Annotated in this window: 14 protein-coding genes and 2 tRNA genes; all 16 read left to right on the top strand. The window is 46.2% G+C overall.

What is annotated here, in order from left to right:
* Positions 1-100: 100 nt before the first annotated feature.
* The 16 genes from pth to QMZ64_RS20275 all read left to right on the top strand — a co-directional run bounded on the left by pth (position 101) and on the right by QMZ64_RS20275 (position 15,481).
* The gene (gene pth, locus QMZ64_RS20200) at positions 101-667 is read left to right on the top strand and encodes an aminoacyl-tRNA hydrolase (protein ID WP_025809572.1); all 567 of its coding nucleotides are present in this window, start codon (positions 101-103) and stop codon (positions 665-667) included.
* A 56-nt stretch (positions 668-723) separates the two neighbouring features.
* Positions 724-954: an anti-sigma-F factor Fin gene (fin, locus tag QMZ64_RS20205; protein ID WP_265625159.1), complete on the top strand. Its 231-nt coding sequence runs from the start codon at positions 724-726 to the stop codon at positions 952-954.
* Between the two features lie 64 nt (positions 955-1,018).
* Positions 1,019-4,552: a transcription-repair coupling factor gene (gene mfd / locus QMZ64_RS20210; protein WP_265625158.1), complete on the top strand. Its 3,534-nt coding sequence runs from the start codon at positions 1,019-1,021 to the stop codon at positions 4,550-4,552.
* Positions 4,553-4,689: 137 nt separating this feature from the next.
* Positions 4,690-5,226, top strand: coding sequence for a stage V sporulation protein T (spoVT, locus tag QMZ64_RS20215; protein WP_065643997.1), 537 nt, complete (start codon positions 4,690-4,692; stop codon positions 5,224-5,226).
* Positions 5,227-5,454: 228 nt separating this feature from the next.
* Positions 5,455-7,047 (top strand): putative polysaccharide biosynthesis protein, encoded by a 1,593-nt coding sequence (locus QMZ64_RS20220; protein ID WP_265625157.1) that lies wholly within the window; start codon positions 5,455-5,457, stop codon positions 7,045-7,047.
* A complete protein-coding gene (yabN, locus tag QMZ64_RS20225; protein WP_265625156.1) occupies positions 7,037-8,506 on the top strand; it encodes a bifunctional methyltransferase/pyrophosphohydrolase YabN in 1,470 nt (489 codons plus the stop codon). The genes QMZ64_RS20220 and yabN overlap by 11 nt, the downstream gene beginning before the upstream one ends.
* 6 nt (positions 8,507-8,512) lie before the next feature.
* Entirely contained in the window at positions 8,513-8,776 is a 264-nt protein-coding gene (locus QMZ64_RS20230) for an RNA-binding S4 domain-containing protein (protein ID WP_003178218.1), read from the top strand.
* Positions 8,777-8,852: 76 nt separating this feature from the next.
* Entirely contained in the window at positions 8,853-9,161 is a 309-nt protein-coding gene (yabP, locus tag QMZ64_RS20235) for a sporulation protein YabP (RefSeq protein ID WP_011197470.1), read from the top strand.
* Positions 9,158-9,784: a spore cortex biosynthesis protein YabQ gene (gene yabQ / locus QMZ64_RS20240; RefSeq protein ID WP_265625155.1), complete on the top strand. Its 627-nt coding sequence runs from the start codon at positions 9,158-9,160 to the stop codon at positions 9,782-9,784. The genes yabP and yabQ overlap by 4 nt, the downstream gene beginning before the upstream one ends.
* Before the next feature lie 16 nt (positions 9,785-9,800).
* Positions 9,801-10,178, top strand: a complete 378-nt coding sequence (locus QMZ64_RS20245; RefSeq protein ID WP_243944480.1) for an FtsB family cell division protein — start codon at positions 9,801-9,803, stop codon at positions 10,176-10,178.
* Positions 10,179-10,257: 79 nt separating this feature from the next.
* A complete protein-coding gene (locus QMZ64_RS20250; protein WP_003178226.1) occupies positions 10,258-10,656 on the top strand; it encodes a S1 domain-containing RNA-binding protein in 399 nt (132 codons plus the stop codon).
* 152 nt (positions 10,657-10,808) lie between these two features.
* A tRNA-Met gene (locus QMZ64_RS20255) sits at positions 10,809-10,882 on the top strand.
* 10 nt (positions 10,883-10,892) lie between these two features.
* Positions 10,893-10,964 (top strand) — tRNA-Glu (locus QMZ64_RS20260).
* Positions 10,965-11,174: 210 nt separating this feature from the next.
* Positions 11,175-13,664 carry a stage II sporulation protein E gene (gene spoIIE, locus QMZ64_RS20265; protein WP_265625154.1) on the top strand — a complete coding sequence of 830 codons (2,490 nt, stop codon included), beginning with the start codon at positions 11,175-11,177 and terminating at the stop codon, positions 13,662-13,664.
* Positions 13,665-13,740: 76 nt separating this feature from the next.
* Complete coding sequence (locus QMZ64_RS20270; RefSeq protein ID WP_023855976.1) at positions 13,741-14,478, top strand: vWA domain-containing protein; 738 nt, start codon at positions 13,741-13,743, stop codon at positions 14,476-14,478.
* Positions 14,447-15,481 carry a protein kinase domain-containing protein gene (locus QMZ64_RS20275; protein ID WP_265625153.1) on the top strand — a complete coding sequence of 345 codons (1,035 nt, stop codon included), beginning with the start codon at positions 14,447-14,449 and terminating at the stop codon, positions 15,479-15,481. The genes QMZ64_RS20270 and QMZ64_RS20275 overlap by 32 nt, the downstream gene beginning before the upstream one ends.
* Positions 15,482-15,515 lie beyond the last annotated feature (34 nt).

A 15,515-nucleotide genomic window follows, 5' to 3' on the forward strand; every position in this document is an offset into this window, starting at 1 on the left:
CCTCCCGCGGTTACGTCTTTTGTGCTAGAATGAGGGGAAATTAGGATGCTCCCCCTCAGTATGCTGAGGCAGGGTTTTGCTTAAGGGAGGATATAGAATAATGCTTGTGTTTGCAGGATTGGGCAATCCGGGTAAAACATATGAAAATACGAGACATAATGTAGGATTTATGACAATCGACGAGCTCTCAAAAGAGTGGAACATTCCGCTTGATAAAACAAAGTTCAACGGTCAATACGGAATCGGATTTGTTTCCGGCAAAAAGGTTCTACTTGTTAAGCCGCTTACATATATGAATTTATCGGGAGAATGTTTGAGGCCGCTTTTGGACTATTATGAGATCCCTGTTGACAATTTGAAAGTGATTTACGATGACTTGGATCTTCCAACCGGAAGAATCCGTTTGAGGACGAAAGGAAGCGCAGGAGGCCATAACGGCATCAAATCGATGATTCAGCATCTGGGAACAACGGAATTTAACCGGATCAGAATCGGAATCGGCCGTCCGGTCAACGGCATGAAAATCGTCGATTATGTGCTTGGCGCTTTTACGGATGAAGAAGAGCCGGCGATACAAGAGGCCGTCAGACAATCGGCCAAGGCCTGTGAAGCTTCTTTGGAAAAACCTTTTTTAGAAGTTATGAATGAATTTAATGCAAAGGTATAAGGCAAACGGGAACGGAACATACTAGTTTTAAAAAGACTCGGTATGGAGGTTCCTTTATGGCTTTACATTATTATTGCCGGCATTGCGGCGTTAAAGTCGGAAGTCTTGACCATTCTTATGTAAACAGTGAACAGTTAGGCTTTAACCACTTAACAAACGATGAAAGAAACGATATGATTTCTTATATGGATAATGGGGATTTATACGTAAAGACGATATGTGAAGATTGTCAAGAAGCGCTTGAGCGAAACCCGGATTATCACCAATATCAATCGTTTATTCAATAAATAGCTTTGGTGTAGAGACTAGACCAAAGCATTTTTCTATTTGAGGAAGAGAGGAGGGGCTCATTTGAACAATATTCAATCCTATATTACACAAAGCGATGATTTTAAATCCATCGTCAACGGCTTAAACGAAGGGCTGAAGGAACAGCTGCTTGCGGGGCTCTCCGGATCTGCCCGGTCGTTATTTACAGCCGCTCTTACAAAAGAAACGAGACGGCCGGTATTTTTAATTACGCATAACCTTTATCAGGCTCAAAAAATTACAGATGACTTGACAGGGCTGATAAAAGATCAGCCTGTCCTTTTATATCCTGTCAACGAATTGATTTCTTCTGAAATTGCGGTGGCAAGCCCTGAGCTGCGCTCGCAAAGGCTTGATGTCTTAAATCGGCTTGCAAGCGGTGAAACGCCAATCGTGATTGCTCCGGCAGCAGCCGTCAGAAGAATGCTGCCCCCTGTCGAAGTATGGCAAAACAGTCAGATTCGTATTGAGACGGGGCGCGACATCGACCCGGAACAGCTGCTTCAGAAGCTTGTTCAAATGGGGTATGAGCGTACGGATATGGTGGCGGCTCCAGGCGAATTCAGCATTCGCGGAGGGATTATCGATGTCTATTCATTGACCGAAGAAAACCCTGTCCGGATTGAATTGTTTGATACAGAAGTTGACTCGATTCGTATATTCAATACGGATGATCAGCGCTCACTGGAAACGCGCGATGAAGTAACGATCGGCCCTGCGAAGGAACTGATCGTGCGGGATGAAGATCGGCAAAGAGCGCTTGAACAAATCGATAAAGGCCTTGCCAACAGTCTTAAAAAGCTGAAGCTTGATAAACAAAAGGAAATTCTTGACCAAAATATTGCTGTAGATAAAGAGCGGCTCAAGGAAGGGCATATCGGCCAGGAAATGGTTAAATACCTTTCTTATTTCTATGAGAAGCCTGCTAGTTTACTAGATTATTTCCCGAAAAATACTTTGCTGATACTAGATGAGATCAGCCGTATTCATGAAATGGAAGACCAGCTGCAAAAGGAAGAGGCAGAATGGGTGACGAGCCTGCTGGAAGAAGGGAAAATCCTTCATGATACGGCAATGTCATTTCCTTTTCACAGCCTCATTTCAAAACAGTCCCGCCCAATTTTGTATTACTCGCTGTTTTTAAGGCATGTGCAGCACACCAGTCCGCAAAACATCGTCAATGTTTCAAGCAAGCAAATGCAGAGCTTTCACGGACAAATGAATGTGCTCAAAAATGAGATTGAACGGTTTAAGAAATCGAAATATACAACGGTTTTTCTAGGGGACAGCAAAGAGCGCGTCAAAAAACTTGCGTCAGTATTGTCCGATTATGACATCGAAGCCGCCCAGGCCGACCAGGATGCAGCGCTTGCCCAAGGCCAGATTTACATTATGGAAGGCGGCCTTCAATCCGGCTTTGAACTTCCGATGATCAAGCTGGCCGTCATTACCGAGGAAGAGCTGTTTAAAAAGCGTGTCAAAAAGCAGGCGCGCAAACAAAAACTGACCAATGCCGAACGGATCAAAAGCTACTCGGAGCTCCAGATCGGCGATTATGTCGTCCATGTGAACCACGGTATAGGAAAGTATTTAGGGATCGAAACGCTGGAGATCAACGGGATTCATAAGGATTACCTGAATATTCACTACCAGGGAAGCGACAAGCTTTACGTACCGGTTGACCAAATTGATCAGGTGCAAAAATACGTCGGATCCGAAGGCAAAGAGCCGAAGCTTTATAAGCTCGGGGGAAGCGAATGGAAACGGGTTAAGAAAAAAGTTGAAAGCTCTGTCCAGGATATCGCCGATGACTTGATCAAGCTTTATGCCGAAAGGGAAGCAAGCAAAGGTTACGCGTTTTCTCCAGACCATGAAATGCAGCGTGAGTTTGAAGCCGCTTTTCCTTATCAGGAGACAGAGGATCAGCTGAGATCGATCCATGAGATTAAAAGAGACATGGAAAAAGAAAGACCGATGGACCGGCTCCTTTGCGGCGATGTGGGCTACGGCAAAACCGAAGTGGCGATCCGCGCCGCCTTTAAAGCGATTGCAGACGGAAAACAGGTCGCGCTCCTTGTGCCGACTACGATCCTCGCACAGCAGCACTATGAAACGATATTGGAACGCTTCCAGGACTACCCGATTAATATCGGTTTGCTCAGCCGGTTCCGGACGAGAAAAGAAGCAAATGAAACGATCAAGGGCTTGAAAAACGGAACGATTGACATCGTAATCGGCACTCACAGACTGTTGTCCAAGGATGTCGTGTACAAAGATCTTGGACTGCTTATCATCGATGAAGAACAAAGGTTTGGTGTCACGCACAAGGAAAAGATTAAACGCATTAAAGCGAATGTCGACGTTTTGACATTAACGGCAACTCCGATACCTCGAACCCTTCATATGTCCATGCTCGGTGTCAGAGATTTGTCAGTCATTGAAACGCCTCCGGAAAACCGCTTCCCGGTACAGACGTACGTTGTCGAATACAACGGAGCCCTGGTCAGAGAAGCGATAGAACGCGAGCTGGCCAGAGGCGGTCAGGTTTACTTCTTGTACAATCGGGTGGAGGATATTGAAAGAAAAGCGGAAGAAATCTCGATGCTTGTGCCTGACGCCAAGGTGGCCTATGCCCATGGGAAGATGACAGAAAACGAACTCGAATCGGTCATGCTGAATTTCTTAGAGGGAGAATCGGATGTGCTCGTCAGCACAACGATTATTGAAACGGGCGTTGATATTCCAAACGTCAATACCCTGATCGTATTTGACGCAGATAAGATGGGGCTTTCCCAGCTGTACCAGCTGAGGGGCCGCGTGGGCCGCTCAAACCGTGTAGCTTACGCTTACTTTACGTACCGGAAGGACAAAGTCCTTACGGAAGTGGCCGAAAAAAGGCTTCAGGCGATTAAAGAATTTACTGAACTCGGGTCAGGATTTAAAATCGCGATGCGCGATTTGACGATCCGCGGCGCCGGAAATCTTTTAGGTGCGCAGCAGCACGGGTTCATCGATTCTGTCGGTTTCGATTTATATTCGCAAATGCTCAAGGAAGCAATAGAAGCTCGCAAGGGAGATGTACCGCAAGCTGAAAAATTTGAGCCGGAAATCGATTTGGAGCTTGACGCATATATTCCGCAGACTTATGTGACAGACGGCAAGCAAAAAATAGATATGTATAAACGGTTCAGAGCGATTTCAACCATTGAAGAAAAGAGCGAGCTTCAAGATGAGATGATCGACCGCTTCGGCGAATACCCGAAAGAAGTCGAATATTTATTCGCCATCGCAGAGGCGAAGGTATATGCCATCACAGAACGCGTCGAGCTGATCAAACAGGATAAAGACGCCGTCAGACTGACGATTGACGAAAAAGCGAGTGCCGAAATTGACGGCCAAAAACTGTTTGAACTCGGCAGCAAGTACGGCAGACAAATCGGCCTCGGGATGGAAGGGAAGAAATTGAAAATTTCGATTCAAGTGAAAAACCGACAACCGGAAGAGTGGCTTGAAACGCTTCTCGAAATATTGAAAGGCCTTCAAAACGTTAAAAAGCAAACGATCGCTTCATCATAAAAATTTGTTGTTTCTCGCGTATATTACATTTGATGTGAAGGATACTAAAACCAATCAAGAGTGGAGAGTGTTACATAAGTACACAGCTCTATTTATATCCACCAGATATATCATCAAATGAAAGAGAGGCAGCAGAGATGAAAGCAACTGGTATCGTACGTCGAATTGATGATTTAGGCCGGGTCGTGATCCCGAAGGAAATCCGCAGAACTTTGCGCATTCGTGAAGGAGACCCTTTGGAAATATTTGTGGACCGGGATGGGGAGGTTATTTTAAAAAAATATTCTCCGATCAGCGAGCTCGGCGACTTTGCAAAGGAGTATGCTGATGCGCTTTATGACAGCATGGGCCATTCCGTGCTGATTTGCGACCGGGATGTGTATATCGCAGTATCCGGGGGGTCTAAAAAAGACTATTTAAACAAATCAATCAGCGACATGGTCGAAAAGGCGATGGATCAACGCAGTTCTGTTTTGGAAGGAGACGCGAAGACAATTCAGCTTATTGATGGTATTGACGAAGAGGTTGCTTCTTATACCGTCGGTCCGATTGTTGCAAACGGTGATCCGATCGGAGCGGTTGTCATTTTTTCGAAAGACCAGTCAATCGGCGAAGTGGAACATAAAGCGGTTGAAACCGCCGCCGGTTTTTTGGCCCGTCAAATGGAACAATAGGTCTCATTCCTTTTATTTTGACATTCCTGCTCGAACGAATGAGCTGGAATGCCGAAAGCGTTTTTCTCAGCTTGAATCAGCATCAGCAGTTGGAACAGCACCTTTTGGGCTGTTCTTTTTTAGTTCACAGTTGCAGGCGGGGTATGAGCCCTGAATATGGTATAATAAGCACGTTTCGTGCGCTTTTTAGAAAGCGGAGAGAAAGCGCATTGGAAGGAGCTTAAAGGAATGGGGTTTTTAAGAGGCCAAAGACAATGGATTTGGCAAGGTGCCTTTGTATTATCATTGGCGGGGATATTATCAAAGATATTAAGCGCTGTATATAGAGTGCCTTTTCAAAATATAGTTGGAGATGTCGGTTTTTATATTTTTCAGCAGGTGTATCCGATGATCGGAATATCTGTGATGCTTGCCACCGCCGGGTTCCCGGTCATCATTTCAAAGTTGTTGAATGATTACGGGTCGGCAAACCGGGCAAAAATTCTCCGGGTGTCTATGCTTTTTTTATCGGCTGTGGGCCTTGGCTTTTTTCTTCTCTTGTTTGCCGGATCCGAAGCCATCGCAGGGTTTATGGGTGATCCCGACCTTGCCGGGGTGATCCGCGCCGTGTCGTTTTCTTATTTGCTGCTGCCGTTCGTGTCTTCGCTGAGAGGCTATTTTCAAGGAGGCGAACAGATGCTTCCGACGGCACTTTCTCAAATTGGAGAACAGACACTCCGGGTCGGGGCGATCCTCATTTTAACGTGGTGGCTCGTCAAAAACGGCTTTTCCTTATATGACGCCGGGGCAGGGGCTGCTATTGGCTCCCTTGTCGGCGGCCTTGCGGCGTTTTCCATTCTCGCCGTGTTTTGGGCCAAGCGTGAAAAGCATCCCGCGGCCGCCGGGATAGAGGCCGGTACAGGCGATATTTTGAAACAGCTGTGTCTGTACTCGGTTACGATTTGCACCGCCGGCCTCATGCTGATTCTCATCCAGCTCGTCGACGCATTGAACTTGTATTCATTGCTGGCCGGACAAGGAATGGACGAACTTCAGGCGAAACATACAAAAGGTGTGTATGACAGGGGACAGCCGCTTTTGCAGCTGGGTACCGTTTTTGCTGCGAGCATTGCGACAGCTCTTGTCCCGTCCCTTACAAAAGCGAAGAAAAAGGGAGAAACGGCGGTTCTGGAGGAAAAGATCCGGTATTCGCTAAAAATGAGCTTCGTCATCGGGACTGGAGCAGCCGCCGGTCTGATATGCATTTTGGAGCCGGTGAATGTCATGCTGTTTAAGAACAGCGATGGAACGGCTGCGCTTCAAATTTTCAGCGTGTCGATTCTGTTTGCATCGTTGGCGATCACGATGACTGCTGTTTTGCAAGGGCTCGGCCATACATGCCTTCCGGCTGTTTCCGTCTGCTGCGGCTTTTTTGTGAAAGCCGTATTGAACGAGCTCCTGATCCCAGGTTTCGGCATTTCCGGCGCCGCTTTTGCGACTATGATGTCATTCGCCGCTGTCGCTGGGCTCAATTTTTTTCAGCTGAAAAGGAAAGGCTGGATCAAGCTGCCTGAATACAGGATAGCCAGTGTTTTGCTGTCGGCTGTGATCATGTCGGCCGCGCTGGCGGTGTGGCTTTTTGCTTTTGAAGCAGCCATACCTCATAAAAGCAGATGGATCGCGGCGGCGGAAAGTCTTAGCGCCGTTTTCGTCGGCGGCGTTGTCTTTTTGTCCGGTATCTTCACATTACGCGTGTTTTCAGAAAAAGAACTTGAGCTTGTACCTTTTGGCAGCAAGCTCCTGACATTAAAACGAGAAAGGGGCGGCAGGCATGGCAGGTAAAATCACGGTAGTCGGCCTGGGGGCAGGCGATATGAATCAATTAACCCTCGGTGTTTATAAACGGCTTACACAAGCGGAGGTTCTTTTTGTCAGGACGAAAGACCATCCATTAATAGAAGACTTGAAAAAAGAAATAGCGGAGATTCATTTTTTTGATGAGGTCTATGAAAAGCATGATCAATTCGAAGATGTTTACGAGGAGATCGTAGATAGGCTGTTTGAGGAGGCGAAGCAGCGGGATGTGCTCTATGCCGTTCCGGGCCATCCGTTCGTCGCTGAAAAAACGGTCCAGCTTTTGCTTGAGAGGCGGGACGCTCATCAGGCCGACGTCGTTGTCGAGGGAGGCCACAGCTTTATTGATGCGACGTTAAATGCTTTGCAGATCGATCCGATTGACGGGTTTCAGTTTGTAGACGCCATCCGGTTTTCCGCTGACGAAGTCGAGCTCCGTCATCATTTGATTATTTGCCAGGTGTATAATCAAATGACGGCATCAGAGGTTAAACTGACGTTGATGGAAAAGCTTCCTGATGACTATGAAGTCGTCATTGTCACAGCGGCAGGAAGCAGTATGCAAGACATTCGGACAGTGCCTCTTTACGAATTGGACAGAAGCGTGGGTATCAACAATTTAACGAGCGTCTACGTTCCGCCTGTCAAAGACGAAGAAATTCTGTACCAGGAATTTTCGATGTTCCGCAGCGTCATCAGGAAGCTGCGCGGACCGGACGGCTGCCCGTGGGATCAAAAACAAACCCATGAATCGCTCAAAAAATACTTAATTGAAGAATGCTATGAGGTGCTCGAGGCGATTGATGAAGAAGATCCGGACCACCTTGTTGAGGAGCTCGGCGATGTGATGCTCCAGGTTCTGCTGCATGCGCAGATCGGCGAGGATGACGGCCTTTTTGCAATTGACGATGTGATTCGCGGGATCACCGCAAAAATGATCAGAAGACATCCGCATGTCTTCGGAGAAGTATCTGTTCGTGATGAGGCCGACGTCATGGTAAACTGGGAAGAGATCAAGAAGCAGGAGAAACAAGCGGACGATCCATCCCTCCTCGACGACATTCCAAAGCCGCTTCCCGCTTTGTCAAAAGCGAACAAGCTTCAGAAAAAGGCGGCAAAGACCGGATTCGACTGGTCGAATGTCCAGGATATTTGGAATAAAGTCCACGAGGAAATGAAAGAGTTTTCTTCAGAAATTTCCGAAGCCGAACAGACCAGCAAAAAAATGAAAGAAGAGTTCGGCGACCTTTTATTCGCGCTCGTCAACATCGGCCGGTTTTATAAAATTGAACCGGAAGAGGCCCTTGCGATGACAAATGCCAAGTTTTACAGAAGGTTCACGCATATTGAACAATCTGCAAAGCGCATGGGCAAGGATCTGGAAAGTATGACGCTTGAAGAGATGGACAAATTGTGGAATGAAGCGAAAGACATTGAAAGGAGCTGACAAGTGATGAGACTCGACAAATTTCTCAAAGTATCAAGGCTGATTAAAAGACGGACGCTTGCAAAAGAAGTGGCTGACCAGGGAAGAATTTCGATCAATGGCCAGCAGGCGAAAGCAAGCTCTGTTGTCAAAGCGGGAGACGAGCTTGCGGTGCGTTTCGGCCAAAAGCTTGTAACCGTCAAAGTCAATGAATTGAAGGATACGACAAAAAAAGAAGAAGCCGCTGATATGTATACCGTTCTCAAAGAAGAGAAGCTGGGAGGAGAATAGGCTTGTTCTAAAAAAATCCCCCGTCTCATACAATGCAGTATCGAATCTTTAGTATGAGGATATGGGGGATGAATCGATGAATGTATATTATGATCAGCACAACCCTTCCGGCGGGGCATCTGGTCCTGAACATAATGTGACGATGAAGGGCCGCAAGCTGCTGGATATATCCGGTGTCAAACAGGTCGAGAGCTTTGACAATGAGGAATTCTTACTTGAGACGGTCATGGGCATGCTGGCGGTCAGAGGCGAAAACCTGCAAATGAAGAATCTCGATGTGGAAAAAGGCGTTGTCTCCATCAAGGGAAGAGTGCTTGATCTCGTCTATTTGGATGAGCAGCAGGGGGAGAAAGCTAAAGGATTTTTTAGCAAGTTGTTTAAATGACGCTGACCACGCAGTTCTATACGATGCTGGCCATGGCCGGAATGGGGGCATGGCTTGGCGCTTCCCTTGACACCTACACCCGTTTTGTCGTTCGCTCGAAAACAGCAAGGTGGCTGTTGTTTCTCCATGACTTTTTGTTTTGGGTGGTACAAGGTCTCCTTTTTTTCTATGTTTTGCTGAGCGTGAATGAAGGGGAATTCCGAATTTATATCTTTCTGGCGGTCATGCTTGGATTTGCCGCTTATCAAAGCCTTTTTAAGCAGATCTATATCAAGCTTTTGGAATGGATGATTTCCTTTTTTATATTCATCTCCAGGCTGGTCTCAAAGATGATGCGGATGATGGTGTTTCGGCCTGTTGTATGGACGTTTCAAGCTATTTTAGCCATCATTCTCTTTACAATGAGAAATATCTATGTTCTTTTTCGTTTTTTTGCGGTATGTTTATATAAGATATTAAAATTTGCAGGATATCCGATTTATTTAATACTATATCAATGCTGCAGGCTTCTTCCCGCCCCGGTTCGGGGATTGTTGAGACGCTTTTTGCAAAAAGGAGCAGGATTTTTCGAAAAGGGGAAGAAACTATTCATAACCATTAAGGCAAAACTTTTAAAAAAATGAAGGGAGGCCGTCTGGAATGAATGATCCCACGAGACGCAACATATCGCAAATACAGAACGAATACAAAGAGCAGATGGAGCGAAAACAGCAGCAGCTGATAAGAAAAAGACGCGGTCTATACAGACGGTTGATTGTTTTCGGCGCCGTTGTGCTGCTGTCGGCGATTGTGATTGTCAGTTCGCTTTGGTCGCAGACTTCGGATATCAGCGCGAAGCAAGAGAAGAAAGCAGAGCTTTTGAAACAATTGGAACAACTGGAAGCAAAAAAATCGGATTTGAAAGACGAGATCGTGAAATTAAAGGATGAGGACTACGTTGCAGAGCTTGCCAGAAAGGATTATTACCTCTCAAAAGATGGCGAAATCATCTTCAAGTTTGAAGATAAGAGCAAGTAGCCTTGTTGACACTTAATTTTTTCTTTATGTATAATTAAACAAATGATCTTTTTTAAGTCTAAGGAGGAGCACTTTTTTTATGTCGATTGAAGTTGGCAGCAAGTTGCAAGGGAAAGTAACAGGTATTACAAATTTCGGAGCGTTTGTTGAACTGCCTGGAGGATCAACAGGTCTTGTTCATATTAGCGAAGTAGCCGATAACTACGTGAAGGACATTAATGATCATCTGAAGGTTGGTGATCAAGTAGAAGTTAAAGTCATCAATGTTGAGAAAGATGGGAAAATCGGCTTGTCGATCAAAAAGGCTGTAGACCGTCCTCAATCATCAAGACCTGCGAGACCTAAAAATGATTTCCGCTCTAAAGAAACGTTTGAACAGAAAATGAATAAGTTTTTAAAAGACAGTGAAGATCGCTTATCGTCTCTAAAACGCAACACGGAATCAAAACGTGGAGGGCGCGGAGCAAGAAGAGGTTAACTTGCTGCTTTCTATATATACGAAAGGCATTCGTCTTATCCCAACGGATGCCTTTTTATTTTCTCTCATAAAATTTTTATTAAAATTTCTATTGACGGATAGAACAATCCTTTGTATTATAGAACTTGTGCGTTAAAAGAAATCAACAACATGGCGGTGTAGCTCAGCTGGCTAGAGCGTACGGTTCATACCCGTGAGGTCGGGGGTTCGATCCCCTCCGCCGCTACTTATATGAAGGCCCGTTGGTCAAGTGGTTAAGACACCGCCCTTTCACGGCGGTAACACGGGTTCGAATCCCGTACGGGTCATTCCGGAAACCGGCTTCTTCTGAAGCCGGTTTTTTTGCTGCATAAAAATACGCAAAATAACGGGAATGGACTCGACTTATCAAGAGTGATTGAAGCATGCTACAAAAAGCGTCGAACAGTTCTTTGAATTCATTACCTTCTTTTGACAAAATCCTATTTCATCTTTCGCTATAATGGCAAGCAACGAATAAACGAGTGGGAGATGAGAGCATGGAAAAAGCGGAAAGAAGAGTGAACAGCCCAATAGCTGGACCTGCTGTTCAAAAATTGTATTCATGGTTTGGCAGCACGATGAAGCTTGTGATGCAGCATTTATATTCCCTCTTTTTTTATAAAGGGCTGATCTATATGGTCATCGGTTTTTTATTGGGACGAGCCTTCATTCTGTCAGAGGTCATTCCCTTTGCTCTTCCATTTTTCGGAGCGATGCTTTTAATTAAAAAAGATAAAGCTTTTCTTGCATGCCTGGCGCTTCTTGCCGGAGCTCTGAGCATATCGCCTCAGCATTCGCTGTTCGTGCTTGCGGCTCTGGTTGCATTTGCGATATGTTCCAAAATGACGTCTCTTATTATAAAAGACCGCGTCAGAACGCTGCCTGTCGTTGTCTTTTTGGCGATGGCTGTGACAAGATGCGGATTCGTATATGCCGAATACGGAACGGTTTCGGGTTATCACTATATTATGGCTTTTGTTGAAGCCGGGTTATCGTTTATCCTCACACTGATTTTTTTGCAAAGCCTGCCGATTGTCACCTCAAAGCGGGCGAAACAGTCGCTGAAAATCGAAGAGATCATTTGTTTTATGATTTTAATCGCTTCTGTTCTCACAGGTTTGACAGGCGTTTCTTTTCAAGGCATGCAGGCTGAACTGATATTGGCCCGTTATGTCGTGCTCGCTTTCGCGTTCATCGGGGGCGCGAGCATCGGCTGTACAGTCGGAGTTGTGACCGGGCTGATCCTCAGCCTCTCAAATATCGGCAATTTATATCAGATGAGCCTGCTGGCTTTTTCAGGTCTTCTCGGCGGTTTGTTAAAAGAAGGAAAAAAGTTCGGTGCAGCGGTCGGCTTATTGATCGGATCTCTATTGATTTCTCTGTACGGAGAAGGTTCAGCAGAACTTGTGCCGACGCTTTATGAATCACTGATTGCAATCGGCCTGTTCCTTTTAACCCCTCAGTCGATTACGAAAAAAGTGGCTAAGTATATACCGGGAACGACTGAACACGCTCAGGAACAGCAGCAGTATGCAAGAAAAATCCGCGATGTCACCGCGCAGAAGGTCGATCAGTTTTCGAGTGTTTTTCACGCATTATCCGAAAGCTTCGCTACCTTTTATCATTCGGTTCCAGATGATGAAGGAAAAGAAAAAGAGATCGATCTGTTTTTGAGCACTGTAACAGAACACTCCTGCCAGTCCTGTTATAAGAAAAACAAGTGCTGGGTTCAGAACTTTGATAAAACATATGACTTGATGAAACGAGTTATGCAGGAAACAGAAGAAAAGCAATATTTTAAAAACCGCAAGCTGAAAAAGGAGTTTCATCAGCACTGCTCCAAATCAAAGCAAGTAGAAGCGCTGATGGAAGACGAGCTGTCTCATTTTAGGGCAAACCAGACATTAAAACAAAAGGTGCATGACAGCAGGCGTCTCGTCGCAGAGCAGCTGCTCGGAGTTTCTCAGGTTATGGCGGACTTTTCTCGGGAAATAAAAAGGGAGAGGGAGCAGCATTTTATTCAAGAAGAACAAATTCGGGATGCGCTGCAGCATTTCGGCATTGAAATTCAACAAGTCGAAATTTACAGTCTTGAGCAGGGCAACATCGATATCGAAATGAGTATCCCGTATTGCAACGGCCACGGGGAGTGTGAAAAAATCATCGCTCCGATGCTGTCCGATATTTTGGAAGAACAAATTATCGTCAAAGCGGAACAGTGTGCCGGCCATCCGAATGGATATTGTCATGTTGCTTTCGGTTCGGCGAAGTCATACAGGGTGGTGACGGGAGCCGCGCATGCAGCAAAAGGAGGAGGGCTTGTCTCCGGCGACAGCTACAATATGATGGAGCTCGGCACCGGCAAATATGCGGCCGCCATCAGCGATGGTATGGGAAATGGCGCAAGGGCCCATTTTGAAAGCAATGAGACGATCAAGCTGCTGGAAAAGATTCTTCAGTCGGGCATCGACGAAAAAGTGGCGATTAAAACGATCAACAGCATTCTTTCATTAAGGACGACAGATGAAATATATTCGACATTGGATTTATCGGTCATCGATCTTCAGGATGCGAGCTGCAAGTTTTTGAAAATCGGCTCTACCCCGAGCTTTATTAAAAGAGGCGATCAGATTATCAAAGTGCAGGCCAGCAATCTGCCGATCGGCATCATTACAGAATTCGATGTTGATGTAGTCAGCGAGCAATTAAAAGCGGGAGACCTTTTGATCATGATGAGCGACGGAATCTTTGAAGGGCCTAGACATGTTGAAAATCATGATCTGTGGATGAAGCGGAAATTGAAATCTCTGAAAACCGAGGAGCCGCAGGAAATCGCCGACTTGATCATGGAAGAAGTGATTCGGACAAGGTCGGGTCTGATTGAGGACGATATGACGGTGATTGTTATCAAGCTGGATCATAATACGCCAAAGTGGGCCTCCATTCCGGCGCCGTCTTTTTTCCAAAAGAATCAAGAGATTTCTTAGCTTTCGTATAAATCAAATTTCTTCTGGCGATGATGGAACTAAATCAAGATATCTTTGTCCAGGAGGAATAAAAACGATGAAAAAGGGGCACTTGAATCAAATCCTGCTTTTGACGGACGGCTGTTCAAACCGCGGCGAAGACCCGCAGGCCATGGCCGCTTTTGCGAAGGAGCAGGGGATTACCGTGAATGTGATTGGGATTATGGACGAGCATGAAATGGATCAGGAGGCGATGAAAGAAGTTGAAGGGATCGCTCTCGCAGGCGGGGGAGTTCACCAGGTTGTTTACGCGTCGCAGCTGTCGCAGACCGTACAAATGGTGACAAAAAAGGCGATGACGCAAACCCTTCAAGGCGTTGTTAATAGTGAGCTCAAACAAATTCTCGGCAAGCATACCGAAATGGATGAACTGCCTCCTGATAAACGCGGTGAAGTCATGGAAGTCGTAGACGAGCTCGGCGAGACCGTACATCTTCATGTATTGGTTCTTGTCGATACAAGCGCGAGCATGAATCCGAAGCTGCCGACCGTTAAAGAAGCATTGATAGACCTTTCCATCAGTCTCAATTCAAGAATCGGCGAAAACGAATTTGCGATGCTTATATTTCCCGGGAAAAAACAAGAGGTCGAGCTTGTGCTTGATTGGACCCCGAAGTTTGAATCTCTTTCTTCGATATTTTCCAAGCTTTCAGCCGGCGGCATTACGCCGACAGGACCCGCAATACGAGAGGCGATTCAGCATTTTAACAAAATCGGCTCAAGAAGGAGAATGTTAGAAGACGATGAAAAACGCTTCGACGAGTTTGGCGGCTAGTCTAAAGCCGGGTGCAGCCGTTGTTGGAAAGTGGAACAATCATTCCTACAAGATCATCAGACAGCTTGGAAAAGGGGCGAATGGCGTTGTGTATCTGGCCGATTCAGGAAAGGGCCGCGTTGCATTAAAAGTGAGCGATGACAGCCTGTCCATTACCTCGGAAGTGAATGTTCTGAAATCTTTCTCAAAGGCCCAGGCAAAAGCAATGGGGCCTTCTTTTTTTGATGTGGATGACATGGTGGTTGCGGGCACGGGCAAAAAACTCTCATTTTATGTGATGGAATATATTGAAGGTCCGCTTCTTCTAAGATATGTAAACGAAAAAGGCGAGGAATGGATCCCGGTGCTGATCAGCCAGCTTCTCTCAAGTCTGTCGGCCATTCATCGCGAAGGATGGGTGTTTGGGGATTTAAAGCCCGAGAATTTAATCGTGACGGGCCCGCCGCCGCAAATCCGCTGCATTGATGTGGGCGGGACGACAAAAGAAGGCCGGGCAATCAAGGAATATACAGAGTTTTTTGACAGAGGCTATTGGGAATTCGGAACCCGTAAGGCTGAGCCGTCGTATGATCTGTTTTCAGTCGCCATGATTATGGTGAACTGTGCGGTGAAAAAAGAATTTAAAAAGACAGCAAGACCTCAGGAACAGCTTATGTCAGTCATCGACGGACATCCGTTTTTAAAGCGGTATAAGCCGGTTCTTGCTTCTGCTTTAAAAGGAAGCTATCGGACAGCTGATGAAATGAAGGGAGACCTCCTGGAAATCGGCCGGCCGGCCCGAATGCAAAGCAGCCGCCAGTCGAGAACCGCCCGTTCTTCATCGGCATCCGCCCCGTCTCAAGGCCCGCGGCATAAGCGGGGGACGCCTCAGCAGCAAAGGTTAAGGAGCGGGCGCAGAAAGCAAAGAAACAGTTCTAAATCCGGCGGTGTTTTTGAAACGCTGCTAATCGTCGTAAGCGTTCTTGCCCTTTACTTTGCGTATATCGTTCTCTTTTTTATTTAGCTCTGCTTTGCCGGCGGATAGCTCTTCTTTGCAG

Source organism: Bacillus sp. LB7 (assembly GCF_030449715.1).
GTDB lineage: Bacteria > Bacillota > Bacilli > Bacillales > Bacillaceae > Bacillus > Bacillus paralicheniformis.

What these genes read in the sequence shown, in the direction of transcription:
- pth (WP_025809572.1), top strand. Translation starts at nt 101, where the DNA reads ATGCTTGTGTTTGCAGGATTGGGCAATCCGGGTAAAACATATGAAAAT.
- fin (WP_265625159.1), top strand. Translation starts at nt 724, where the DNA reads ATGGCTTTACATTATTATTGCCGGCATTGCGGCGTTAAAGTCGGAAGT.
- spoVT (WP_065643997.1), top strand. Translation starts at nt 4,690, where the DNA reads ATGAAAGCAACTGGTATCGTACGTCGAATTGATGATTTAGGCCGGGTC.
- QMZ64_RS20220 (WP_265625157.1), top strand. Translation starts at nt 5,455, where the DNA reads ATGGGGTTTTTAAGAGGCCAAAGACAATGGATTTGGCAAGGTGCCTTT.
- yabN (WP_265625156.1), top strand. Translation starts at nt 7,037, where the DNA reads ATGGCAGGTAAAATCACGGTAGTCGGCCTGGGGGCAGGCGATATGAAT.
- QMZ64_RS20230 (WP_003178218.1), top strand. Translation starts at nt 8,513, where the DNA reads ATGAGACTCGACAAATTTCTCAAAGTATCAAGGCTGATTAAAAGACGG.
- yabP (WP_011197470.1), top strand. Translation starts at nt 8,853, where the DNA reads ATGAATGTATATTATGATCAGCACAACCCTTCCGGCGGGGCATCTGGT.
- yabQ (WP_265625155.1), top strand. Translation starts at nt 9,158, where the DNA reads ATGACGCTGACCACGCAGTTCTATACGATGCTGGCCATGGCCGGAATG.
- QMZ64_RS20245 (WP_243944480.1), top strand. Translation starts at nt 9,801, where the DNA reads ATGAATGATCCCACGAGACGCAACATATCGCAAATACAGAACGAATAC.
- QMZ64_RS20250 (WP_003178226.1), top strand. Translation starts at nt 10,258, where the DNA reads ATGTCGATTGAAGTTGGCAGCAAGTTGCAAGGGAAAGTAACAGGTATT.
- spoIIE (WP_265625154.1), top strand. Translation starts at nt 11,175, where the DNA reads ATGGAAAAAGCGGAAAGAAGAGTGAACAGCCCAATAGCTGGACCTGCT.
- QMZ64_RS20270 (WP_023855976.1), top strand. Translation starts at nt 13,741, where the DNA reads ATGAAAAAGGGGCACTTGAATCAAATCCTGCTTTTGACGGACGGCTGT.
- QMZ64_RS20275 (WP_265625153.1), top strand. Translation starts at nt 14,447, where the DNA reads ATGAAAAACGCTTCGACGAGTTTGGCGGCTAGTCTAAAGCCGGGTGCA.